Raw genomic sequence first — 25101 nt, forward strand, 5'->3', positions numbered from 1 at the left:
ATGAGAAAAATTAAAGTTGCACCATATATGCCAACAGAGGTGGAAGTAAAAGAAATTGATGCCAATAGAGCTGAAATTATTGCTTATCCCTTTGAGAGTGGATATGCAGTTACACTTGCGCATCCGCTAAGAAGACTTATCTTGGGAAGTTCTATCGGTTATGCACCTATTTCTGTAAAGATTGAAGGTGCTGCTCATGAGTTTGATAATATCAGAGGTATGCATGAAGATGTTGCTGTTTTTATTATCAACCTTAAAAATATTCGTTTTAAAATCAAAGACGAAAGCGATAAGGTAGAACTTAAGTACAGTTTTAGTGGACATAAAGAAGTGACTGCGCTGGATCTTAACAATGATCAGATTGAAGTGGTGAACGGAGATCTTCCTCTTGCAACACTCAACGAGGATGCAGAACTTAACTTTACGGTGGTTATCGCAAAAGGGATCGGCTATGTGCCCAGTGAAGATCTTAGGGATGATGTAGACAGAGACAGCATTGCTTTGGATGCATTTTTTACCCCGGTAAGAAAAGCAAACTATAAGATCGAACCGGTACTGGTAGAGGATAACCCTAATTATGAAAAAATTACGTTTGACATTGTAACAGATGGCCAGATCGGACCGGTAGAGGCATTTACCAATGCATTAGAGGTTATGAATAAGCAGCTTTCCGTATTTGGCGGTGTGCTCAATGTTGATATCGGCAATACTCCGGTGAAGAGAAACAACGATGACAGTGAACTTAAACTTTTCCTGCAGCCAGTGGATAGTCTTGGATTGAGTGCCAGATCATTTAACTCACTTGACAGAGCAGGATTAAAGTTTCTTGGCGAATTGGTATTGATGAGTGAAACAGAGATTAAAAATATCAAAAATCTTGGTAAAAAATCTCTAGATGAGATTAATGAGTGTCTTATCGAGCATGGATTTGGTTCAGAGTTTGAACTCCCGGACAATACAAGAGCAACTCTTGTAAAGAAATTAGAGCAACTAAAAGCATAGTTGTACAGACAATAAAGGATTAATATGAGACATAAGCATGGTTACCGCAAATTGGGCAGAACGTCTTCTCATAGAGCGGCACTTCTAAAAAATCTTTCTATCGCTTTAACAAAAGAAGGCAGAATAGAAACCACATTGCCAAAAGCAAAAGAACTTAGGGGTTACTACGAAAAGCTGATTACCAAAGCTTCCGTAGGTGATTTTAATGCCCATAGAGCTATTTTTGCGATGTTGCAAGATAAGGAGTGTACCAACAAACTTGTAAATGAAATTGCACCTACTTACAAAGAAAGAAACGGTGGATATACAAGAATTATCAAAACACGCATAAGAAAAGGTGATGCAGCACCTATGGCAATTATAGAACTCGTATAGTCGCCATTCTGCAAAACAGCAACTCAGGGCTTTGCCTTGAATTGTACCTCGCCCTGAATTTTCAAAAAAATCTCTATGTTGTCAGTATTGACAAACTCAATCTTTTAGTGTATAAAACACAATAAAATTATATGGAAACATTTACGATGCTTCTGTTATAATTAAATGGTATTTATTTGCACCAATAATAAAACAAAGGAGAGACTTTGATCCCTTTTACAGATGAAGAATTACAACCTGCGGTACAAGGAGTGGTAGAGAAGGTTAGGCCTTCTATCAAGCTTGACGGAGGCGATATTAAGCTAATAGCTATTAAAGAGGGTGTTGTATTTGTGCAACTACAGGGTGCATGTGTGGGATGCGCAAGCAGCAATACAACATTGAAATTTGGGGTAGAGAGACAAATGCAGACGCTGATTCATCCCGAACTTAAGGTGGTTAATGTGCCGGCCGGATTTGAAGATAAACTGGATCAATTGAATTAAAATGAGCAAAACAAGTAAACAAATCTTATTGCAAAGAGCAGAAAATGAATTTCTAAGAGGTGAATATGCCAATGCTTTGAGAAATTATGGGCTTATACTTAAAGATTATCCAACACTTGATGAGGCAAAAGTAGGGGTATACCTGAGTGACCTGGGCATTGAAAGAGAAGAAGAGGCGCAAGCATTATTTGATTATTATCAAATTATTAAATACCAAAAAGATAATGCCGCCCAAATTATTGACAGCATTATCACTTCACTGGAAGATACCAAGCTAAAAGTGCAAGATCTTTTAGCCGATTCCCTGGAAGAAGAGGTTGAGTATGGGGAGGGAATACGCTACGGTGATTTTCTTGAACTCGTCGAGCAAAGAGGCAGCTTTAAAAAAACATTTGAAGATATTATGTTTTCTACCAAAGTGGTAATTACAAATAAAGATGAATTTATTGATTTTGTTACGAGACTCTCCGGAGAGGGATTTGATGAAATGGCACTTAACTATCTCGATGCAAGCGCAAATCTTTTTGGGAATGATCAGGATATTTTAGCTCTTTATCATATCGTCAAGGGAGTGAAATAGTGAAAATACCTTTTGAAAAAGAAACATATCGCTTTTTAACCGACGATACCCACGAACTAGATGGTCATACGCTTTTTTTAAAAACATCACAAAACAATCAATACTATGAGGCTCTAGAAGAAAAACCTTCTATTGTTACGCCCGAAGAGCTTATTGCTTTTTGGAAAATAGACAAATTAAAGGTCGTGGGGGTAACGGGCACAAACGGCAAAACAACAGTAACTGCTGCTATATATTCTTTTTTGATCGATCTTGGAGAAAGACCTGCTTTACAGGGAACACGTGGGCTTTTTGCGCAAGAAAAGCGTATTGAAGAGAAGAGCATGACCACCCCGTCTGTTCTGGAAACACTTAACAATATGAAGAAGACCATGGATTTAGGCTGCAACTATTTTATTATGGAAGTCAGTTCACATGCGATAGATCAAAAGCGTATCGAGGGAATAAAATTTGCACTCAAAGTGCATACAAACGTGACAAGCGATCATCTTGATTATCATGGTACTGTAGAAGAATACAGAAGGGTTAAAAGTCTCTTTTTTGCCGATGAATCCCCAAAACTTCTCAATAAAGATGATATTAAAAATATCGCCTACAATCCCATTGGAGCACAAAGCTATGGCGTTGATCAGCCTGCTACGTTTAAAGTGCAAGCCTTCTCGCTGCTTGATGGTATTACGGCGGGAATCAAGCATTTAAAAGAAGAGGCGACCTTTCATTCTCCCATGGTTGGGCTTTTTAATCTTTTTAATCTAATGGCGGCGGTCGGTTCTGTAGCCATGCTTACCGGAAAAAAAGTAGAAGAAATCTGCGAAGTAGTAGAAAATTTTGCCGGAGTGGCAGGTCGCATGGAGGTGGTAAGCCGCGACCCGCTTATCATTGTCGATTTTGCACATACTGATGATGGAATGTACCAAGTGCTTGATTCTATCAAAGATAGGGATATCTCTGTTGTGTTTGGAGCGGGAGGAAATCGTGATAAGAGCAAACGCCCCCGTATGGGTGCGGTGGCGGGTAAGTTTGCCAAGAAAATTTATGTTACAAGTGATAATCCACGCGATGAAGTGCCTGAGATGATACTCGAAGATATTTTGGCAGGCCTTGAAGGCAAAAATCATGTTGTAGCCACGCCGGACAGAAAGCTGGCGATTAAAATGGCACTTGATGAACTTAAAAAAGGAGATGCGCTTTTAATCCTGGGTAAAGGGGATGAAGATTATCAAGAAATTAAAGGGGTTAAATATCATTTTGATGACAGGGAAGTTGTAAGAGCACTTTTGGCGCACGGCGCATAAAGCCGAACTCTTATCAGGCGGTGAAATTTTACCTGTAGATAAATTGGTTAATCTGCAATTAAGCAATTAGGAGTAGAATACTCTTAATTAAAATTTAAAGGATTTGTGATGATAGGCAGTATACCCCAACCAGCATTTTATATTTTCAAGTGTCAGCAGAGTGCACCTCCGGGAATGCCGAAACCAAGCTGCGTAAGCCAAAATGATCCGGAATCCCAGCAGCTTTTTCAGCACTTGGCGCAAAGTCTGATGATGAAAGGAATTATCGGTACTGTGCAGCCGGTACAGACGGGATGCTTAAATCGTTGCCAGCAGGGACCCGTTATGCTTGTTGAGCCTGGACACACAATGTATGTAGGATTGACAAAAGAAAAAATTGACCGCATTATAGAAGAACATATTATCGGCGGAAATGTGGTGAAGGAATATGTAATAGCTGAAGAAATGTGGGGGGAACCTACCCCGCCGGCGAGCATAGCCAGATAACAGCTGCTGTTAGTAAAAAATTGTTCGCCCCATACTTGCTTTGGGGCAACTTCATAGGTAATCATAAATTCAGAGACAAAATGAGAAGACGACAATTATTGTTTCACCTTCACTCCACAATTTTGAGTATAATAGTAATGAACAGATTTTGGTATAATTGCAAAAAAGTAGAGAAATGCAAGGTGTCGCTTATTTTGAAGGAGAACAGATATGAACATTACGATGCTTTATAGCAAAATTCATAGAGCAACAGTTACGGATGCAAATTTGAATTATGTAGGTTCTATAACAATAGATCAAGAACTTTTGGATGCTGCCAAGATGCGAGTGGGTCAAAAGATAGATATTGTCAATGTCAATAACGGCGAGAGGTTTTCTACCTATATTATCGCCGGAGAACGGGGAAAGGGTGATATTTGTCTCAACGGGGCTGCAGCCAGAAAAGTGCATAGGGGTGATAAGATTATTATTATTGCCTATGCGATGATGAGCGAAGAAGAGGCAGACAGCTATGTGCCAAAGATTGTGATCCTGGATGATGATAACACCATTTCACAAACTTTTGAAGGATTGAAATAGATGTTTGAAGGATTAGATTTGGGCAATATGAGCAAAATGCTCGAACAGATGCAGGAAAAAGCCAAGACACTTCAGGAAGAAGCCAAAAATATTGAGTTGACAGCGAAAAGCGGCGGTGGGCTCGTCGTAGTAAAAGCCAATGGCGCAGGGGAGATTATAGATGTTGAGATCGATGACAGCCTATTGGAAGATAAAGAATCGCTGCAGATTTTACTTATAAGTGCAATGAATGATGTGATCAAAATGGTAGAAGACAATAAAAAGTCTCAGGCGCTGGGAATGATGGGTGGATTCAATCCTTTCGGATCAAAATAGGTTTATAGTTTTTTGACATCGACAAGATAGTTGAATTCCTTGGATGATTGCAGTTTAACGATTGCTCTTGATGTTAACGAGTGATATCCATCTAACTTAATCACTTTTTTAAGGATTTTGCTTATTTTCATCTTGATTTCTCCTTTATAGTTTTTTGATCTCTCTTTGAGATAATAAAATCATACAATAGCAAGATTACCAAACGGTAACATAGGATAGATGATGAATGAAATGACAGAAGTGATAGCCAACGATTCTCTGGTAAAAATGAAATCAATGCTTGAAAACGGAGCAAGTGCAATCAAGCCGATCCTCATCGGGGAAGAGTATGATCTTGAAGAGTATGACGAGATCAGCCCGCTTTTTTATGCGATACGCAAATATGCTTCTATTGAAATGATAGAGCTTTTGCTTGCGCATGGAGCAAATATTTATGATGTCGATAGAGATGGAGTGAGTGCTCTTGATATCGCTATTAAGTTTAAGCGCAAAGAAGTTGTCAAACTTTGTATAAACAAAGGCATTGATCTAAATCAGACAAAACGAAAAAGCGGTATCTTGCCTCTGATGCTGGCTTCATGTTTTAGTGATTTAGAAATGATCGCACTTCTCATTGAGTCAGGCGCCAAGTTGGATGCAAAAGACGGCTCAGGAGCAACAGCAAAGGACTATGCAAAAAAACTAGGGCAGAAAAAGGTCGTTGAATTTTTAGAAGAAAAAGGAGCCAAGTTTAATCTCTATCCCAATGAATAATGTTGCCTGATTGAACCAATTCAATCTTTGAAAACACAAGCAAGCCGCGGCTTGCTTCCGCATCCTTTTTAACCTTCGGTTTATCATCGTGTAAAAACTTCATCTCAAAATACTCTGATTTTATATATTGCCAAAATGTTATCAAATGGTCTCGTTTGTTATCAATATGTTACGCCTGTTATTTATGATTCATGGCAAATTTGACAACAAGGAATACGCAATGAGTAAAAAAATAATTTTGTCGGCATGTGTTGCTTCGGCAATATTTATGTTTTCAGGATGCGACAGCAGCAACAGCGAAGCAGACGCGGAGGCAACCGGAACATTTATTGATGCGGCAGTTGTGGGGTTATCGTATACATGCGACAAATCAAACAAAAGCGGCGTAACGGACGGGGAGGGAAAATTTACCTGTAAAGTGGGAGACAGCATCTCATTTAAGCTTGGCGCTATGGAATTTGGGCCGGTTGAAGTGGAAGACGGCATGATCGTAACACCTTATATACTGTATCCTAAAAATGATACAGCAGCAGTCAATCTGGCGCAGCTTCTCCTGACGCTTGACAGTGATAATAATCCTGATAATGAAATTGTACTTGATCCAAAACAGGTAGAAGAAATTATAACCAATCCGCTTGATGCAGCAAGCAGCGAGTTTGAAGGAGATGCCCAAACGCTTCTTCGTCAGGCAGACCTTGTGCTGGTTGACGAGAAAACAGCGGTAGATCACCTTAAGAAATCCGATACAGAAGCACCTATTGTAACACTGCTCGGCGAAGAAACAGTTACTATCATGGCAAACGCGGCAAAAACAAGTTATGCAGATGCAGGCGCAACAGCCTATGATGCTTTTGAGGGCGCAATGGATCCTAAAAAGTCCGGTTCGGTCGATACTGCAACAGCAGGCACTTATATTATAACGTATACTGCGACGGACAAAGCAGGCAATAGCGCAAGCAAAACAAGAACCGTGATTGTTCAAGAAGCGCCAGTAGCCGATACGACACCGCCTACGGTAATACTAAACGGGGAAACGACCGTCACCATAATGGTGGGCGCAACGTATAGTGATGCAGGAGCGACGGCAAGCGACAACGTAGACGGCACATTGACACCGATCATGAGCGGAAGTGTCAATACAGCTGCAGCGGGTACCTATGTGATTACATGGACAGCTACGGATGCAGCAGGCAATGTGGGCACGGCAACTAGAACGGTCATTGTTGAAGAGGCACCTGTTGTTGAAGATACAACACCCCCGCAAATCACCCTAAACGGAGAAGAGCTGATAACGGTTTACAAGGGAACAGTCTTTACAGATCCGGGAGCAAGTGCAATCGATGAGGTTGACGGAAGCATCAATGTGGTATCAAGTGGTATAGTAGATACCCAAACGGTCGGAGAATACACGATAACGTATACTGCAACGGATGCAGCAGGGAATACAGCGACCCTAACAAGAACGGTTAAGGTAGTCGAATGCCAGAATGTTAACCCGATTACGGGCGGATGCGAAGACGAGCCCACGGCGCCAACGGAACCTACAGAGCCTACTGAGTGTCAAAATGTTAACCCGATTACGGGCGGATGCGAAGACTAAAACAAATAATAAAGGAGAAAAAATGTATTTTAAATCAAGATTTTTAGCCAGTTCAGTTGTTGCAGCCTCTGTTTTAAGTGGGTCGCTTTATGCAGCCGAGTATGCCAATACGAGTTTTTATGTTGCGTATGATAGCGCCGATAAAACGCAATATGCGCTAGTTATGCCTTCTGTAAATAAAATTTATACACATAAGGCAGGGCAAATCCAAGTTGAGGATCTTACGCAAATCGATAATCAGTTCAGCAGTTTTCCTGCTTACAATAACGGAGAACTTTGTTTCCCTGCCCTTAAAGAGGGCGCTACGGGAGATGGCGGTGCATCGACAATGGCCAATCATTGTTATGATGTAAATTTTTATTATATTCAAAAAGAGATCATTCCTACAGGTGCCGCATTCATGCTTTATTATGATGTTGGAGAGAAGGTTTATGAAGGGCTTGCGGGAAAACCGGATACCTTCCTTGTGGTTAAAGACGGGGAGACGATCAGCAATGAAAACAGTATCACCGAAGACGATTATGAAAATTTCAGTTTTGATCATACAACGGCTACAGCAACGATAGTGGACTCTGCTGTCAAACCCCAAGAGGCACTGCCAAGCAGCATTGCGGGAGAAATGATATTAACAAAAGACAAACTATGGCTGATCGATGGGCTGGTAGTGGTAGAGAGCGGCGCGACATTGACAATCGAGCCCGGTACGACGATTGCGGCTTATGACGGTACGGGAGAACAAACTTCTTATATGATCGTAGATAAAGGTGCGAAGATCATGGCTGATGGTACGGAAACTGAGCCGATTATATTTACTTCTACAAAAGCAGCGATTGACGGCGAAGCGCCTGCAATAGGACAGTGGGGCGGCTTGACAATCATCGGACATGCGGCTAACGATCAGGTTAAAGCGTATGAAGTCAATGCGGACTTTGTAGCGGATGCTACCAATATGGAAGATAACTCGGGTATCCTCAGACATGTGAAGATCCTCAACTCAGGTATCACAATGGAAGTCGATAAAGAGATCAACGGCCTTTCTATGGTGGGCGTAGGTTCGGGAACAGTCGTGGAGAATATTACAGTGGATCTTTCAGATGATGACGGTATCGAGCTATGGGGCGGCACAGTTAATCTGACAAATGTCAATATTACAAGATGTACAGATGACTATTTCGATGTTGATGACGGATTCTCCGGAACCGTAAAAAACCTCAATATCGCAACCACCACAGGCAACGCTGCAGTTGAGATGTCAGGTACGACACATGCGACGTTCGACGGATTTAACATTGTGCAAAACGGTTCGGCAAAAGAAGGCGGTATTTACTTTAAAGGTGATGGCATAGGCGGACATTTTAAAAACGGTACAATCGCAGACAACGTAAACGATACTTACGGCGCGTTCTATTCAATGAGCGGCGACAAAACTTCTGATACCGTCGATGCGGCCAACATTTCATTTGCCAATGTGACAATCGAAGGCACTTCTACAGGCGCTAGATTTACAGGTACTTCAGCGGCTACGCTTGAGGGGATTTTTGATAACGGTACAGAAAATACGAAATAACTCTTCCAACAAGCAGTATCAGCTGCTTGTTGTAACTGCAAAACCCCAATCATACAAATCCTTAAAAAATATTTTCATTCTGTAACCATTACGTTACAGGTTTTCATTAGAATTTCGCAAAATTACATCCTTTGGAGTATATAATGATTACTACACCCAAAAAGCTGCTGTTTTTGCTGGCAGCTTCACAGACTATCTTGTCTCCTATGCTTATGGCTGAAGATCAGATGGTTCAATCAATTATGCAATTAAGATCGGAAGTAGAGAAACTCTATACACAGATTGATGACAATAGAGATGCATACAAGTCGCAAATGAAGTCAAATGCATTGCAGGTTTCAGACAATGAAGCACAGATCAATCGCCAGGAAACCTCCTTGAAGCTTACAAATCAAAATATCGAGAAGGTGCAGAAAAAAATTGAAATGTTGGGAAATTCAACCATGGATTTTAAACCTATTGTTTTTGATGCGTTGGATGCACTTGAAAATGTGATCAAAGCAGGGGTGCCGTTCAAGATAGATGAACGAGTATCAGCTCTTCGCCAAATCAAAAACGATCTTCAAAGCGGTAATATTACCCAAGAAAAGGCGTTGGCACTTACATGGTCAAGCTATGATGATGCATTGCGCCTGACTAAAGAGATAGGCCAGTTCAAACAAGAGATTGTACTTGAGGGTAAATCTACTATGGCAAAGATCGCAAAAATCGGTTCTGTAATGATGTTCTTTGCAACTCCTGATAATAAAGTAGGGTATGTCAAACAAAACGGAAATCAGTATAGCTATGTTATTGCCAAAGATGACACAGAGCGTTCACAGATTATCGATTTTTTTGATTCTTTGCAAAAACAGATCCGTACCGGATATTTTACGCTGCCAAATGCACTACTACTTAGAGGAGCAAACTAATGAAAGCATCATCTATGATTAAATTATTTTATATGATAGCAGCATTACTGATGGTATCAACAGCCGCATATTCAAATGAACTTGAAAGAGCATATCAAAAAGAGTATGCCTATTTGAAAGCGCAGAAAGAAGAATTGGAAAAACGATTGATATCAGACAAGGTGCAGCAAGAAAAAGACCTGAATGCCTCAAAGCAGAAGATAGAAGAACTTCAAAAAAAGTTATTGGAGATATCCGAAGCATCAAAAGTCAGTGGCGAAAAACTTGAAAAACTCAATAAAGAACTTTCAGAAAGGGAAGAAAACGGCGGATTTGCAGGCGACGTAGTAAATCAGGCACGCATGACGCTTGAACCTTACGGGATTGTACTTGCCGATGACAATAAAACGACTGATCTCCAAAAGATTCAACAGGCATTTTCCTCGTCGATAAAGCTTTATGGCGAACTCTCTTCCCTGAGAAATGAAAAAGGCGAATTTTACCTTCCGGATGGGAAAAAGGCACAAGGAGATATCGTTAAAGTTGGGAATATCGCTGCCTACGGTATCTCAAAAATGGCCGCAGGTGCGCTGGCCCCGGCAGGAGACAGCGCTTACAAGCTGTGGAATGCAGCAGGATCGTCTGATGATGCAAAAGCAATGTTTGCCAAGGAAAAGACGGGCAATATCGATATCTTTGTATATGAAAACCTTGATAAAGAGGTGGATTATGTAAAAGAAAAAACCATAGAAGATACGCTTGCGGACGGAGGGATGATCGGGTATATCACTTTTGGTCTTGGTCTTTTCGGGTTGATACTTTTGGGATTGAGAGCGATTAATCTGATTCAGGCAAGTTCCAATGTCAATGAAATTACGTCGATTGTCGTTGAAAAGGTTCAAAGCGGAAAAATACATGAAGCACTTGAGGCGATCAAAAAGTATGAAGGCTCAACCGCAAGGGTGATCAAGTCGGCGCTGAGAAATATCGATAAAGACAGAGAACATATCGAAGATGTCATTATGGAAAATATCCTTAATGAAAGCAGCCAAATTGACAAGTTTGGAAGTTTTGTGCTGGTGATTGCAGCCGTTGCACCGTTGTTGGGTCTGCTTGGCACAGTGACGGGTATGATTGAAACATTTGATGTTATTACGGAGTTCGGTACGGGTGATCCAAAACTTCTTTCGGGAGGAATCTCCGCTGCGTTGGTGACGACTATGCAGGGTCTGATCGTAGCAATCCCGCTGCTTTTACTTGGAAACCTGCTCTCAGGATGGGCACAGAATATCAAAAATTCAATGGAGCAGAATGCCCTGCATATTGTAAACCTTTATGAGAAACATAGGGGTTGATATGCTCTCTCTACTTGAATTTATCAGCAGATTTGTTGAGCTTATGAATGCCGGAGGATCAGTAATGTGGGTCCTTTTTGTGCTGAACCTGTTTCTTTGGTATGGGCTTGGATACCGGTATTTGCTGCTCCAGAGAGGAACACAAGGAAATGTCCGCCGTTTGATAGACAAGCATTTATCCAGAGGCGAAAACCAATCTATGCGCGGCGTGCTCGATTATGCTATTGCTGATGCATTGAGCGCTGCCAACGAAGCAAAAGCTATCGGTGCAGATATACGAAAACATATCGACGGTGCTTTGCTTCCATACTATTCTGAAGTGAATACCTACAGAATTTTAACCAAGACGATTGTCGTACTTGCGCCACTGGTCGGACTTCTCGGAACCGTTATAGGGATGATAGAAACGTTCGATGCGCTTCAAAACAGTTCGATGTTTTCGCAGGGCACAAGCATATCGGGAGGTATTTCCAAAGCGCTCTTTACTACAGAATTGGGGCTGGTTGTAGCAGTACCAGGCCTTATCATCGGACGTATCTTCGATCGTAAGGCTGAGCGTTTTGAACTTGAATTTGAACAGATCACAGATATTATCGCTACGAAGGATGCAGCATGAGAATTAGGCCTAAAAAACAAGAAGTGGACAATATTGACGTATCCCCTCTGATCGACATGGTATTTATCCTGTTGATCTTTTTTATGGTAACAACAACATTTGTCAAAGATATGAAGCTGGACATCAACCGCCCCTCTGCAACAAGTGCCAGCAAGGCTGACTCTAAAGTGATACGTGTTTATATTGACAATACGAGCCAGGTCTATATAGACAATCAGCCTATACAGCTATGGGCGACCCAGAGTAAGATCAGAGATTTGCTCCGTACGTCTACCGATAAATCTGTACTAGTGATAACCGACGAGACCATTCCTGTTGAAACCCTCATAGACGTGGTTGACGAATGTCGTATGTCGGGTGCAAAAGATGTAGCAGTTTCTACCTCCAAAGAGATGGGATAATCCTGTCATGAATCGTGAAAAGTTTATAAAACGCAGAGCAAAGAACTATGCATTTCTGACAATGTTGGCCGGAATGGCCCTCATGGTGATACTGGTTGTCTCTTTTAATGCAAAGGTTGAGAAAAAAGAGAAAAAAGTAAAAGAACCTATGCGTTACGTAAAGGTTGCCAAACAGCCTCAAAAAGTGGAGAAACCCAAACCCAAACCCAAGCCGCAGCCCAAAGCGCAGCCAAAAGCACCGCTTCCGGATATTGGCGCAATGCTGGGAGGCATCGAAATGAACATACCGGAATTTGCCTCATCAGACATCATGGAAGATGGCAAGAATATATTGGGCGATGTGGCATCAGATGCGGCGATGAGCGAAGGAGCTGTCGATACAAAACCCAGGGTTGTTTCACGCGGACCGCTTGAATATCCCCAAGAAGCAGCAAAAAAGCGCATCAAGGGATTTGTGATGGTCAATTTGCTGATCGGGAAAGACGGAAGCGTAGAGATTGCCAAGGTGATTGCTTCCTCCCCTGCCGGTATATTTGATCAAGCGGCTTTAAGCGGTGTACGAAGTTGGCGTTTTGCTCCGGCCAAATATAAAGGCAATCCTGTCAAAGTATGGGCGAAACAGAAAGTTCGCTTCGATTTTAATTAAGGTGAAAAGATGTTAAAAACACTATTTATGTTATCGCTTGTTCCTTTTTTACTCTATTCACTTGAGGCAAAGGAACCTGCTGAACAAACGATCAACCATATGGAAATAGCAACCATTATGTATTATGACGGGAAATATGATAAAGCGCTTGAAGAACTCCAGGAAGCCAAGAACTCCCATATAGACATAGAGTGGGACAAATATTATTCAATGAGAGGTTTGATTTTTCTCAAAGAGGAGAAATACCAGGAATCCGTTCATGAATTTTTAGAGGCAATCAGGGCCCTTCAAAAGAAAGTCTATACTCCGCCGGCTGAAGAAAAACCTAAAAAAGAGGTTCTCTTTTCAGTCTTTTCAAAGGACAAAAAAGCAGATGAGGCAAGGGTTAAAAAGCCTATTTTTGACCCGGAAAAACTAAGAAAAGACCAAATTGAAGAAATTTATATTTATTTGTCTCAAGCCTATTATAAATCCGGCCAATATCTCAACGCCGTCCAGGCATTAGATGCTGCAGGAGATAAGGGGAGCGAACATGCTTCGCTGTTTACACTTAGAGCAGAATGTTACTGGAAAGCAGATCAAAAAGGGTCAGCGATAGAAGCTTTAAACCGTGGCACGCTGCTTTTCCCCGATGACGTCACTTTATTGAAACAAAAATTTTATTATTTCGGAGAGTTAAAGCTGTACCAAGCAGCAATTAAGGCAGCAAAAGCCTATATGAAAAAAGTTCCCGCAAAAGCCGAGGAATATATTCTCCTGGCACAAATGCTCGCCGGCGGCGGAGAATCCAATGAAGCGATTAAGATTTTGGAAGAGGCAAAGCTGAAATTCCCCTCATCGGCAAACATATATATCCTATTGGGACACTATTACAATCAAAATAATATGCCCTATACGACTGCGGATTTGTTTGAAAAAGGATCGTATTATGATTCAAAATATACAAAAGAAGCTGCCGAAATGTATAGAAGGAACGGTTTGCTTGCACATGCTCTTTATTTGAATTCAAAAATGACAGACAAGATCGAGAAAACGAAACAAAAAGTAGCCATCTATGTAAGCAGGGGCGAGTTTGAGATGATTATCGGACTTAGGGATGCATTGGATCGTTACGGATTGCTTAATGATGACAATATTCGTTATGCGTTGGCCTATTCTTATTATGTAGTTAAAGATTATGAGAGTGCAGAAACACATTTGAAGAAAATTCAAGATGATGAACTTTTCTCCAAAGCAACGGTGATACGTAAAAATATAGAGAAATGCAGAAGCAACAGCATGGAGTGTATCTAGATGAAAAAAGCAGTACGTTTTTTGCTTGTAATGATCTTGCCGGTCATTATTTTTGCCAGTGAATCAAAAGAGGGTACGCTTTCTGTATTGCTCTTTAGTGATGGAAAACCGCTTGTCTCCAATGAAGTGAAGATAGATGGCAGCAGTATATATAAAACAGATGCAGACGGAGCAGTGAAAGTAACGCTGTCAGCCGGGAAGCATCAGGTGGAAATTTTTGGCAAAACCCCCTCACGTGAAAATCTTGGGTATTTTAAAAAACCGGTTTTGGTCAAAGAAAATAGAAATACCGAAGTGATCGCGACGTTATCCAAAAGAGACGGCAACAGTATTGATATCGATACGCCTGTAGCTGTTTCCGTCATAAAGGACAAAGAGGAAGAAAAAGCGACAGGAACCGGAATTTTAAGCGGCAGGGTAATGTCTTCAGAAGGCAATATACCAATAGGCGGTGCAAGAGTATTTGTAAGAGGTACCGATGTCGATATGCGAACCGATGAGAGCGGATATTTTACCGCAACCGTACCATCCGGAAAAGCATTAAGCATTTCAGTCGTACACTCGGCATACAGTGCAGCTACGATAGGGGGAATAGTAGTCAAAAAAGACGGGAAAACATCCAAAACGGTCAAGTTGACTCCGGCCAGTATGGAATTGGAGGAGTTTGTCGTGCTTGCCCCAAAAGTAGAAGGGAGTATCGCCGATATCATGCAAGAAGAGAAAAAGAGCAGTGCCGTAACCAATATACTCGGCTCCGAAGAGATGTCGAAAAAAGGTGACAGTGATGCGGCAAGTGCGCTAAAAAGAGTGACGGGTGTAACGCTGATCGGCGGAAAGAGTATTTATGTGCGGGGGTTAGGCGATAGATACAGCAATATAGAAATGAACTCTATGCCCCTGCCTTCTCCGGATCCGACCAAAAGAGTGGTACCTTTGGATATTTTCCCTTCCGGTGTTATCGGTTCTATGAAAGTTCAAAAAAGCGCAACGGCAGATATCCCGGCAAGTTTTGGAGGGGGATATGTGGATATCAGGACAAAAGACAATGCAAACGATGATTATGTCAAAGTCACCTTGGGTTTAAAGGGCAACAGCAATACGGGAAAAAATGTAGTAGACTATCAAGGAAGCAGTACCGATTGGACCGGTTTTGATGACGGGTATAGGGACATTGACCAGAGCATACTGGATGAAACACGCATTGTTATCGGAGAGAGCCCCACTTCATTTACGACTCGGTACTATCTCAAGGAAGAGCTTTCTGAGTTTATACAGAACTATGTAGGCGACAGAAAATACAACATTGAATACAATCCGCTTCCTCTTGGCGGCAGTGCGGGGATCGAATTTTCTAAGCATTATGATATAGACGACGAGAACAAGATTACTGTTTTTGGAAACTATGAATATTCACAGGAGCATGAGTATCGTGAAGAAACAATCGCAAAATATGAATATGACCAAGAAAATGGCACCATGTATGACAACCCGAGCAGCACCGGATTTGCACTAAGATCCTTCTCGGACTATTCTCAGGCGGGAATATTTAATATCGGGTATAGTTTTGCAGATGTTTTTAATGTCAAATATACCAAGCTTTATACCCATAACGGACTGAAGGGAACTAAATTGTCCGTAGGAGAATTCGGTTCAAACCCCAATGAGATCTTTAATTATTACGATTTGGAATGGGAAGAGAGAACCTTGCTCGCAGACCAGATAAACGGAGACCTTAAATATGAAATTTTTGATACAAAAAGCGAGTTTGGCTTTGGATATGAAAAAGCATCCGCGCAATTGAACCAACCAAATAATTTTAGGTATATCTATGTAGATGACGACGGTTTGGACAGCGGGGAGCCTGCATATCTACAGAAGACATCAAACCAGTTTGCCAAAAGACTCGCTTCAAATGACGATGTAGATGCATTCTACCTTAAAAATAAACTTTTTATAGACATTTTTAGCGAAGAGGATTATCTTGATATCGGTTATGCCGGAAGTATCAAAAAAAGAAAATCACAACTTGACTCATATGGTATCAAAATCAATGGGGATGAAACAGAGTTCACTGATCCTATTGATACGATCTATGATGAGTATGTCCGTCCGGATATCTGGTTTGATGATCGACGCTTTACCTTGGAAAATAATACGCAGGCCAAGAACTATTTTGATGCGAATGTCGATGAGTCAGACTGGTATCAAAGTATTTTTTTAAAACCGGTTGAGTCTTTGGAGGTATTATTAGGATTAAGAGAAGTCAATGTTGAGCAGAAAACCACTTCTTATTATTTATATTCGCGCAGGGAACATCCTGGGGAAGAGTATGACCCAAGCAAAAATAATACCTATCAGAAATATGACCGTATTCTTGAGCTGGAAAACGAACTGTTCCCGAGCGCATCTTTTAAATACATAGTTGATGAAAATAATACGATAGATGTGGCATATGCAAAAACCTATATTCTTCCGGATTTGCGCGAAGCATCAAGCGGTATATATTCGCATCCTTACGAAATTGCCGACGTAAAAGGAAACCCGGATTTAAACTATACGATGATAGAGAGCTATGATATCAAGTACAGTCATTATTTCTCGTCAACAGAAAATATCAAAGTCGGTTTATTTTACAAAAAACTTGATCAGCCGATTGAGGATACCATGGTGCCTTCTTCGTCATTGCCAATATATTCATTTATGAACTCCCAAAACGCTACAATGTATGGAATTGAGTTTGACGGGAGAAAAAAACTCGATTTCATCAGTGAACGGATGAATGATTTTTACGTGTCAGGAAACTTTACCTATACAGATTCTGATGTGACCATAGGCCAGGCGCAAGAAGAGCTCCTGACATCAAATCATAGACAGCTGCAAGGCCTCTCCCAGATGGTAATCAATCTTGGACTGTCCTACGAAATAAGCGAAAGAAGTATAACGCTGGCATACAATAAAATGGGTGAAAGAATTCGGAAATTGGGAATGAAGGAAGATGGAGGAGAAGTAGTATACCCTGACTATATGGAGAATCCTGCTGCCATTTTTGATGTGGTATGGATTGAAAATTTTGATAACGGGTTTAATCTCAAGATGAAGTTTGGCAATTTGCTTGACGGCGAAACCGTTTGGTATCAGCAGGATGAAGATCATGCAACAAATAGATATAAGACAGGCAGAACATTCAGCTTCAGCGCCTCGTATAAATTTTGATATACGTTTTCAATCAAATTTGAATACAATAGGCTAAGCGATATAAATAAGAGGATATATTGATTGAAATAAGAAAAATTTTAAATTTTTGAATGGATTGTTACCGTTTTGTAACTTTTTTATTTTAAACTTTCAGCCAAACAAAACAAGGAAAAGAGATAATGAAAAAAATCGTACTTTCTGCGGTCGCTATTGCAATGATGGCAACCGCAGCAACTGCAAGCACAAGTTCTGAACTCAAAGAACTGAAAGCGCAAATGGCAGCCATGGCCGAAAAAATAGCCCAGCTGGAAGCAAAACAGGTCAAAGCAACCGAGGCTATTGAAGTGCAAAAGGTTGAAAATGCATCGCAGCTTACTTCCAAATCGCCGGTCATTGAACTCAGCGGCAAGCACTATCTTGGGTTTGTCAGCGATAATGCAGACGATACAAATGAGTTTGAAACTAGAAGAAACTACCTTCAGGTGAAAGGTTTCTTTGAGGACAATCCGAAGAATTACTTCAGGATCACACTTGATACGTTCCAAAATACAGGCGAAACAGACGCAGAAGATGGAGATAGCTGGGAAGTCAGGCTGAAGTATGCCTATCTCTATCTTGACAACGTGCTGCCTTATACGGGCGTAGAGATCGGCCAGTCGCACAGGCCGTGGATCGACTATGAGGAGCATGGCGGATGGAACTACCGTTCGATCTCCAAAGTTTTTGTTGAGGCAGATGAGGGAGCACACTTGACAAACTCGGCAGACCTCGGTGTAAACTTCAAGACAAAAATGCCTCATTTCTCATCTGAGCTTGGACTCTTTAACGGCGAAGGGTATCACGACTTGGAAAACGGAGACGGGCTCAGTGCCGAGTGGAGACTGACAGGCCACCTCCTCGGTACAGGCAAAGAGAAGAGAAAAGATGATATGACTTACGCGGACATATCGTTCTTTGGGCAGTGGAATGATGAGAGCAACAAACACAAAAACGAAGATCTAAACTGGTACGGGATGCATGCAGTGTACAACCAGCCGGAGTTTTTGGTGGCGGCTCAGTATGTCAGTACCGAAGATGCGAATGCAAAATATGCCGGTGACGGATGGTCTGTCAACGGCGAGTTCAGGCTGGCAACGCTTTCTAAAAGCATGAAAGACTACGGCATCATCGGCAGATACGACAGCTGGGACCTTGACAACTACACAGAAAAAGAAAGAAGAAGAACCATCGCCGGCCTTACCTACCAGTACAACAAATATGTAGAGTTTATTGCCAACTATATGAATGAAGAGATAGACGGCACTGATGAAACTGATGCCTTCATGCTTACGACAGAGGTAAACTGGTAACGTTTGTTTTTAGGGCGTAACTCTCATTTGAGAAGGCATCATTTTTGGTGCCTTTTTCTGCTTTTTACTTATAATTGTTTAATATTCTCTTCTTTTTCTTTTTTTGTTCATCACTTTATGCGCCAAGAGATGCTATACTTTACTCTATAGATTTGAAACAGGGGTAAATGCATGAATCACATGCTGAAGATAGGTTTGGGTGCGGGGTTTGCTATGGTTGTGGCATTTTATGTTCACAAAACAATGGGTAGTATGCCTCATGGCGGATTTTTGGTTCTGGCAGCGGTATTTGGCGCTTACATGGCGATGAATATCGGAGCCAATGATGTAGCAAATAATGTAGGACCCGCGGTGGGTGCGGGAGCACTTAGTATCGGCGGTGCCATTTTGGTTGCTTCTGTTTTTGAGGCGGCCGGCGCACTGATAGCCGGCGGCGATGTGGTGGGAACTATTAAAGAGGACATTATAGATCCTGCTGTTTTTGGCGATAATTCAAGCATGTTTGTCTATGCAATGAGCGCCGCACTTTTGGCTGCCGCACTTTGGCTTAATCTTGCAACATGGATGAAGGCGCCTGTTTCAACAACACACTCGATTGTCGGAGGTGTTGTGGGGGCAGGGATTGCCGCAGGAGGTTTGTCTGTTGTTTCATGGGGAACCATGGGAGGTATAGTGGCTTCATGGGTTATTTCTCCTGTTTTAGGAGGAGTGATTGCCGCAGGTTTTCTTTATATCATCAAATCAAAAATTTTATATAAAGAGGATAAGCTTGCAGCCGCCAAAAAAGTGATTCCTCTGCTTGTTGCTATTATGGTGGCTGCATTTGTCACCTATTTGACACTCAAGGGACTGAAGCACGTCTGGAAAGACTTGGTGGGGGCAGTGAGTTTTTTGCCGCAAAGTGATAAGCCCAGCTTTTCTCTTGCGCTCATTTTCGGCTTTATAGGAGGGGTGATAACCTATATTGCAGTTAAACCTCGGGTTGCAATGAAAATTGCAGGCATGAATGATGACAGAAGCGATTTGAATCTTCTTTTCACGCTCCCGCTTGTGTTCGCAGCCGCGCTGCTTAGTTTTGCTCACGGGGCAAACGATGTTGCCAACGCGGTAGGGCCTCTTGCTGCGATTTATGATGCGATGGCCAACATGGCGGTTTCCCAAAAAGCAGCCATACCTCCGTGGATCATGGTAGTAGGAGGCTTGGGCATCTCCATAGGGTTGGCATTGTTTGGTCCCAGGCTTATCAGAACGGTAGGAACCGAAATCACCGAACTTGATCAGATGAGAGCCTTTTCCATCATGATGGCAGCAGCAATAACCGTTGTGGTTGCTTCACAGCTTGGGCTGCCGGTTTCTTCTACGCACATTGCTGTAGGTGCAGTATTTGGCGTAGGTTTTTTAAGAGAATGGCTTGACAGTCAAAACATGAAAGAAAAACAAAAAGTATTGTTTGTTGAAGTAGAAAAACATCGCATGCTAAAAGAAAGACTAGAAGTGTTGACCCACGAGGAGTACAAAGACCGCATTGAGCTTCTAGAGGAGATTAAGGCGCAAAAGAAAAAGGTTAAAAAGATCAAAAATATTTTGAGAGAAAACTATGTAAAGAGGGACATGATAAAAAAAATCATAGCAGCATGGGTGATCACAGTTCCTGCCGCAGCAATGCTCTCCGCAATCATTTTTTATGTGCTTAAGGGAATGGGCGCATAAGGACAAGCACATGTTATCAAAATGTAATCATAAAACAGTAGTATCGGGCGAATGAAAAAAAATATAGAAATCATTTTGATAGAAGACGAAGAGGATATTTTAGAATTGCTTGAGTATCATCTTGCCAAAGAGGGATACGAGGTAACCGGTTTTCTCTCTACGGAAAATGTAGAACAGTTTTTAGAAGAAGAGAGTCCTTCGCTTATGATTGTAGACCGTAATCTTCCCGGGATGGAAGGGAGCGAATTTGTTTGCAAGTTGCGACAATTGGGCTATGAGATCCCTATTATTTTTTTAACCGCAAGGGATCAGGAAGGTGATCTTGAGGAGGGATTTAGAAGCGGGGGCGATGACTATATAACAAAACCGTTTAGCATTAAAGAACTTTTGCTGCGAATAGAAGCATTACTCAGAAGAAGCGGTGCCACAACAAATAATACAGTCCGATACAAAGATATGATGCTCGATCTTCAAAAACATCAGCTTTTCATCAATGAAGAGCCTGTTGATCTAACCAACTTGGAGTTTAGACTGCTTCATGCATTCATAAAAAATCCAAAACGGCCGCTAGACAGAGATTTTTTGCGAGACAAGGTGTGGGGGAACGACAGTGCAACCTTTCATGATAAAACGATCAATGTGGCACTCAATAGACTGAAGAAAAAAATAGATCCTATGAATAAAAAGAACTATTTTGCTCCTGTGTGGGGCATAGGATATAAATTGCTTTAATTGTTTCTAAAATTTTTAGTTGCCTTGCAAATCTCATGCCCCATTTTTTTATCAAAACCTCTCATTAAATCATAAACCAGAGTGCGGATCACGTCTGCAATGACAGAATTTCCGTCATCCAAAATTTGATTCCGTTATTCTAAACTATATTTTGGATTCAATAAATGAATTATTAAGAGGGCTCAATTTTTTGTAATCAAAATGTTATCGACTTATTTTATACTTTACACAATCCAAACGGATAACCTATTTTCTCAAGGAAAACACATGACATTTAAAAAAGTAATGACGACACTGGCGGCAGCGTCGTTTGTGCTTAGTGCCGCAAATGCCGACGAAATCAAAGGAAGAGGCGCATCGTTTCCCGGACCTGTGTATCAGGCATGGACATCAGAATATTACAATGCAACCCAAAACCAAGTAAACTATACACCTACAGGATCCGGAGACGGGATCTCTTCAGCTTCAAAAAGAATGGTAGACTTTGGCGGATCAGACAGCCCTTTAAAATCAGAAATTCTTAAAAAAGCTAAACTATTTATGTTTCCTACAGTAATAGGCTCCATTACACTATCATACAATATTGAGGGAGTGAAAGACGGCGAACTAAAACTGAGCCGTGCGGCAATTTCTGCGATTTTTTCAGGGAAAGCATCTTTCTGGGATGATGAAATCATTGCAAAAGACAATAAAGATCTTAAGCTTCCTCATGAGCCTATTACGGTAGCGGTTAGAGCAGATGAGTCAGGAACCACTTACAATTTTACCTATTTTTTAAATCAGATCGATCCTTCATTCAAGGTAAGCAAACAGCCTACCTGGAAAGCTGCAAAATTGGTAGCAGGTAAATCAAATTCAGGCGTATCTGCAAATATCCAGCAGATTAAAAATTCTATCGGCTATATTGAATATTCTTATAAAATTAAGCTCGGATTGCCTGCGGCGCAGATAGAGAACAAAGAAGGCAAATTTATCGTTCCGACTTTAGAGTCTTTCCAGGATGCGGCAAAATATGCTACATGGTCACCTGAAAATGACTTTTATGCGGTTATCGGGGATCCTGCAGGTGCAACTTCCTATCCTATCGTAGCGGCAACATTCATTTTGCTTCCTTCGGAAAAAGCAGATACCAACAAAAAAGTCACAGCGTTTTTTGATTGGGTGTTTGCAAACGGAGACAAGGCGGCGGAAGAACTTGGATATGTACCGCTTCCCGCATCGACAAAAGATCAGATAAGAGCATATTGGGAAAACAAAAAGATCAAATAATTTTTCTCCTTCGATACAATGGTGCAACGTCACCATTGTTTTTTTGTTATCAAAATGTAACCCTTTTCCTATAAAATTCCCATAATTTAAAATTAAGGTTAAGCATGAACGGAAAAGTCTTTAGGCAGCTCTCTTTGCTTTCTGCAACACTCACATTTTTCTTGCTGATCGGTATTTTTGCAATACTTTTTACCTATGCGCAGCAATCAATGCAAACATTCGGCTTTGACTTTTTAACGATTGAACACTGGGAAACGGATGAAGATGGCTATGGCGGTATATTCGGAGGATGGGTGCCCATTGTCGGTACGCTTTTAAGTACGCTGATTGCCATGGCTATTGCCACTCCGCTAGCGATGGGAATTGCAATTTTTTTAACTGAAATAGCCCACAGTAATCTCGTCAAACCTGTTTCTATGGCGATAGAGCTGCTTGCTGCTATCCCCAGCATTATTTATGGCATGTGGGGACTTTTTTATTTTGCTCCTATTATTCAAGAGTTGTTCGGCGGGAATGGTGTAGGATTGTTGACAGCAGGGGTCGTTTTGGCCATCATGATCCTTCCTTTTATGGCAGCGATCACCAAAGACGCAATGAATACAACACCGGGAATTCTTAAAGAGTCGGCCTATGCTATGGGAGCAACGACATTTGAAGTAATTAAAGATGTGGTGATGCCATATTCAAAAGCCGGCATTATTGGATCGGTTATACTGGCTCTGGGACGTGCGCTGGGTGAAACGATGGCTGTAGCCTTCTTGATAGGTTCAGTGATGAGCGTTGCGCAGAAGGTGACTGATTCAACTATCTCTATCCCTGTTTTGCTTGCCAACAATTTTTCCGAAGCGCAAGATTTGCAGCTTTCAAGTATGTACTATTTGGCGCTCATTCTTTTTGTTGTCAGTTTTGCCGTTATTTCTCTTGCGAAATTTTATTTTTTAAGAAGGGGAGTAAAATGAACCGCTTGCTGCTCAATAAAGTGATTCTGCTGGTTTCAACCGCATCGGCAATCATAGGAATAGGTTTTCTTTTTTGGATTTTGATTACTCTGGGCTATAAGGGGATAGACAGTATCTCGTTGACAACATTTACAAATGATTTGGTCAACGGGGGGATACGAAATTTACTTGTAGGTCAGTTTACTATGGCGCTGATTGCTACGCTGATCGCGGTTCCTCTGGGTATGATGGCAGGTATCTATTTGCGAGAATATAGCGGAGGAGGGAAGCTTGCGATGGTGCTTCGAAACCTCAATGATGTGATGATGAGCGCGCCTTCTATTGTGATTGGGGTATTTGTTTATGCCTTTATGGTCGCACCGTTTAATACTTATAATGGATGGGCAGGGAGTGCGGCTTTGGCTATCATGATGATTCCTATTATTGTCAACACCACCGACAACATGCTTTCCCTGGTGCCACAAGAACTCAGAGAGGCAGGTATTGCATTGGGCGGGAGCAGGCACAAGATTATCGTCCAAATTGTACTAAGGTCTGCAAAAACAGGAATAACTACAGGTATTTTGCTCTCTTTCGCACGTATTATCGGAGAAACTGCACCCTTGCTGTTTACCTCGGCAAACAATCAGTTTTTTACAATGGATATGAATGAGCAGTTTCCTTCTTTGACGGTCAGTATCTATAATCTGGCTACCTATCCGGATGAATCAAGCAGACAATTGGCGTGGGCCGCCTCATTTATTTTGACAGTGATCGTTTTGACAATCAATCTTTTGGGCCGCTATGCCACAAGAAACAAGAAAGGCAAATAATATGAAACAAAACATTATGGCTATGAAAGCAGAAAATCTTACTTTTACCTATGCCGGAGCTGCGTCCTCCTCTTTAAACAGCGTGACCTTGCCGATCGAACGCAATAAAATCACTGCGCTGATAGGACCAAGCGGATGCGGCAAATCCACACTGCTTCGCTGCATGAACCGAATCCATGATGTATATCCGGGAAATAAGTATGAAGGGAAAATTACACTTCATACCGCGTCTGGAAAAAATCAAAATGTACTAGAACTTAAGAAAGAGAATGAACTGATTGCGCTTCGTCAAACCGTAGGAATGATTTTTCAAAAGCCTACCCCTTTTCCTATGAGTATTTTTGATAATGTGGCCTATGGCCTAAAACTTTCAGGCATCAAAAATAAAACTGAACTGCAAGACCGTGTAGAAAAAGCGCTTAAGGGCGCAGCGATATGGGAGGAAACCAAGGATAGGCTGGGCGGGAGCGCAATGGGATTGAGCGGCGGACAGCAGCAAAGACTTTGTATTGCCCGAGCAGTAGCGCTTAAGCCTGAAGTGCTGCTTTTTGATGAGCCTACTTCGGCATTGGATCCTATCTCGACAGGAGCAATAGAAGAGTTGATTGCAGAGCTTAAATCGGAAATATCGGTGGCTATCGTGACTCACAATATGCAGCAAGCCAGCCGATTGAGTGATTATACGGCATTTATGTATCTTGGCGAACTTATAGAATTTGACAAAACAGAATCGGTATTCCTCAATCCTTCCAATAAAATGACAGAGGATTACGTAACCGGCAGATTTGGATAAAAACACTGCTTTTTGCGTAAATTACATAACAACCAAATACCAAG

At 41.5% G+C, this 25101-nt stretch carries 25 protein-coding genes; all 25 read left to right on the plus strand.

Annotated features, from left to right (window positions below; genetic code table 11):
• The 25 genes from CFH81_07370 to pstB all read left to right on the plus strand — a co-directional run bounded on the left by CFH81_07370 (position 1) and on the right by pstB (position 25057).
• Positions 1–1002, plus strand: a complete 1002-nt coding sequence (locus tag CFH81_07370) for a DNA-directed RNA polymerase subunit alpha (GenBank protein ID DAB40024.1) — start codon at positions 1–3, stop codon at positions 1000–1002.
• 24 nt (positions 1003–1026) lie between these two features.
• Positions 1027–1377, plus strand: coding sequence for a 50S ribosomal protein L17 (locus tag CFH81_07375; GenBank protein ID DAB40025.1), 351 nt, complete (start codon positions 1027–1029; stop codon positions 1375–1377).
• 206 nt (positions 1378–1583) lie between these two features.
• Positions 1584–1862, plus strand: coding sequence for a hypothetical protein (locus tag CFH81_07380; GenBank protein ID DAB40026.1), 279 nt, complete (start codon positions 1584–1586; stop codon positions 1860–1862).
• A 1-nt stretch (position 1863) separates the two neighbouring features.
• The gene (locus CFH81_07385) at positions 1864–2442 is read left to right on the plus strand and encodes a hypothetical protein (protein ID DAB40027.1); all 579 of its coding nucleotides are present in this window, start codon (positions 1864–1866) and stop codon (positions 2440–2442) included.
• Positions 2442–3737, plus strand: coding sequence for a UDP-N-acetylmuramoyl-L-alanyl-D-glutamate--2,6-diaminopimelate ligase (locus tag CFH81_07390; GenBank protein DAB40028.1), 1296 nt, complete (start codon positions 2442–2444; stop codon positions 3735–3737). The genes CFH81_07385 and CFH81_07390 overlap by 1 nt, the downstream gene beginning before the upstream one ends.
• Positions 3738–3845: 108 nt before the next feature.
• Positions 3846–4223 carry a ferredoxin gene (locus CFH81_07395; GenBank protein ID DAB40029.1) on the plus strand — a complete coding sequence of 126 codons (378 nt, stop codon included), beginning with the start codon at positions 3846–3848 and terminating at the stop codon, positions 4221–4223.
• A 210-nt stretch (positions 4224–4433) separates the two neighbouring features.
• On the plus strand, positions 4434–4802 hold the full coding sequence (panD, locus tag CFH81_07400) for an aspartate 1-decarboxylase (GenBank protein ID DAB40030.1): 369 nt from the start codon (positions 4434–4436) through the stop codon (positions 4800–4802).
• Complete coding sequence (locus tag CFH81_07405; GenBank protein ID DAB40031.1) at positions 4803–5117, plus strand: nucleoid-associated protein, YbaB/EbfC family; 315 nt, start codon at positions 4803–4805, stop codon at positions 5115–5117. It begins immediately after the preceding gene.
• A 222-nt stretch (positions 5118–5339) separates the two neighbouring features.
• On the plus strand, positions 5340–5870 hold the full coding sequence (locus tag CFH81_07410) for a hypothetical protein (GenBank protein ID DAB40032.1): 531 nt from the start codon (positions 5340–5342) through the stop codon (positions 5868–5870).
• 145 nt (positions 5871–6015) lie between these two features.
• Positions 6016–7470 (plus strand): hypothetical protein, encoded by a 1455-nt coding sequence (locus tag CFH81_07415; GenBank protein DAB40033.1) that lies wholly within the window; start codon positions 6016–6018, stop codon positions 7468–7470.
• A gap of 22 nt (positions 7471–7492) precedes the next feature.
• Complete coding sequence (locus tag CFH81_07420; GenBank protein DAB40034.1) at positions 7493–9037, plus strand: hypothetical protein; 1545 nt, start codon at positions 7493–7495, stop codon at positions 9035–9037.
• Between the two features lie 143 nt (positions 9038–9180).
• Positions 9181–9948, plus strand: coding sequence for a hypothetical protein (locus tag CFH81_07425; GenBank protein ID DAB40035.1), 768 nt, complete (start codon positions 9181–9183; stop codon positions 9946–9948).
• Positions 9948–11282 (plus strand): flagellar motor protein MotA, encoded by a 1335-nt coding sequence (locus CFH81_07430; protein DAB40036.1) that lies wholly within the window; start codon positions 9948–9950, stop codon positions 11280–11282. Before CFH81_07425 ends, CFH81_07430 begins: the two co-directional genes overlap by 1 nt.
• The gene (locus CFH81_07435) at positions 11263–11898 is read left to right on the plus strand and encodes a flagellar motor protein MotA (GenBank protein ID DAB40037.1); all 636 of its coding nucleotides are present in this window, start codon (positions 11263–11265) and stop codon (positions 11896–11898) included. Before CFH81_07430 ends, CFH81_07435 begins: the two co-directional genes overlap by 20 nt.
• Positions 11895–12299 (plus strand): biopolymer transporter ExbD, encoded by a 405-nt coding sequence (locus CFH81_07440; protein ID DAB40038.1) that lies wholly within the window; start codon positions 11895–11897, stop codon positions 12297–12299. The genes CFH81_07435 and CFH81_07440 overlap by 4 nt, the downstream gene beginning before the upstream one ends.
• Positions 12300–12306: 7 nt before the next feature.
• Complete coding sequence (locus tag CFH81_07445; protein DAB40039.1) at positions 12307–12945, plus strand: hypothetical protein; 639 nt, start codon at positions 12307–12309, stop codon at positions 12943–12945.
• A gap of 9 nt (positions 12946–12954) precedes the next feature.
• A complete protein-coding gene (locus tag CFH81_07450; protein DAB40040.1) occupies positions 12955–14238 on the plus strand; it encodes a hypothetical protein in 1284 nt (427 codons plus the stop codon).
• Complete coding sequence (locus CFH81_07455; GenBank protein ID DAB40041.1) at positions 14239–17451, plus strand: hypothetical protein; 3213 nt, start codon at positions 14239–14241, stop codon at positions 17449–17451.
• Between the two features lie 161 nt (positions 17452–17612).
• Positions 17613–18782 (plus strand): hypothetical protein, encoded by a 1170-nt coding sequence (locus CFH81_07460; protein DAB40042.1) that lies wholly within the window; start codon positions 17613–17615, stop codon positions 18780–18782.
• A 171-nt stretch (positions 18783–18953) separates the two neighbouring features.
• Complete coding sequence (locus CFH81_07465) at positions 18954–20492, plus strand: inorganic phosphate transporter (GenBank protein DAB40043.1); 1539 nt, start codon at positions 18954–18956, stop codon at positions 20490–20492.
• Between the two features lie 51 nt (positions 20493–20543).
• Positions 20544–21224 carry a DNA-binding response regulator gene (locus CFH81_07470; GenBank protein ID DAB40044.1) on the plus strand — a complete coding sequence of 227 codons (681 nt, stop codon included), beginning with the start codon at positions 20544–20546 and terminating at the stop codon, positions 21222–21224.
• Positions 21225–21491: 267 nt separating this feature from the next.
• Positions 21492–22493, plus strand: a complete 1002-nt coding sequence (gene pstS / locus CFH81_07475; GenBank protein DAB40045.1) for a phosphate ABC transporter substrate-binding protein PstS — start codon at positions 21492–21494, stop codon at positions 22491–22493.
• A 104-nt stretch (positions 22494–22597) separates the two neighbouring features.
• Positions 22598–23452, plus strand: a complete 855-nt coding sequence (pstC, locus tag CFH81_07480) for a phosphate ABC transporter permease subunit PstC (protein DAB40046.1) — start codon at positions 22598–22600, stop codon at positions 23450–23452.
• Positions 23449–24264, plus strand: coding sequence for a phosphate ABC transporter, permease protein PstA (gene pstA / locus CFH81_07485; GenBank protein DAB40047.1), 816 nt, complete (start codon positions 23449–23451; stop codon positions 24262–24264). Before pstC ends, pstA begins: the two co-directional genes overlap by 4 nt.
• Position 24265: 1 nt before the next feature.
• The gene (gene pstB / locus CFH81_07490; GenBank protein ID DAB40048.1) at positions 24266–25057 is read left to right on the plus strand and encodes a phosphate ABC transporter ATP-binding protein; all 792 of its coding nucleotides are present in this window, start codon (positions 24266–24268) and stop codon (positions 25055–25057) included.
• Positions 25058–25101 lie beyond the last annotated feature (44 nt).

This window comes from Sulfurovum sp. UBA12169 (assembly GCA_002742845.1).
Lineage (GTDB): Bacteria > Campylobacterota > Campylobacteria > Campylobacterales > Sulfurovaceae > Sulfurovum.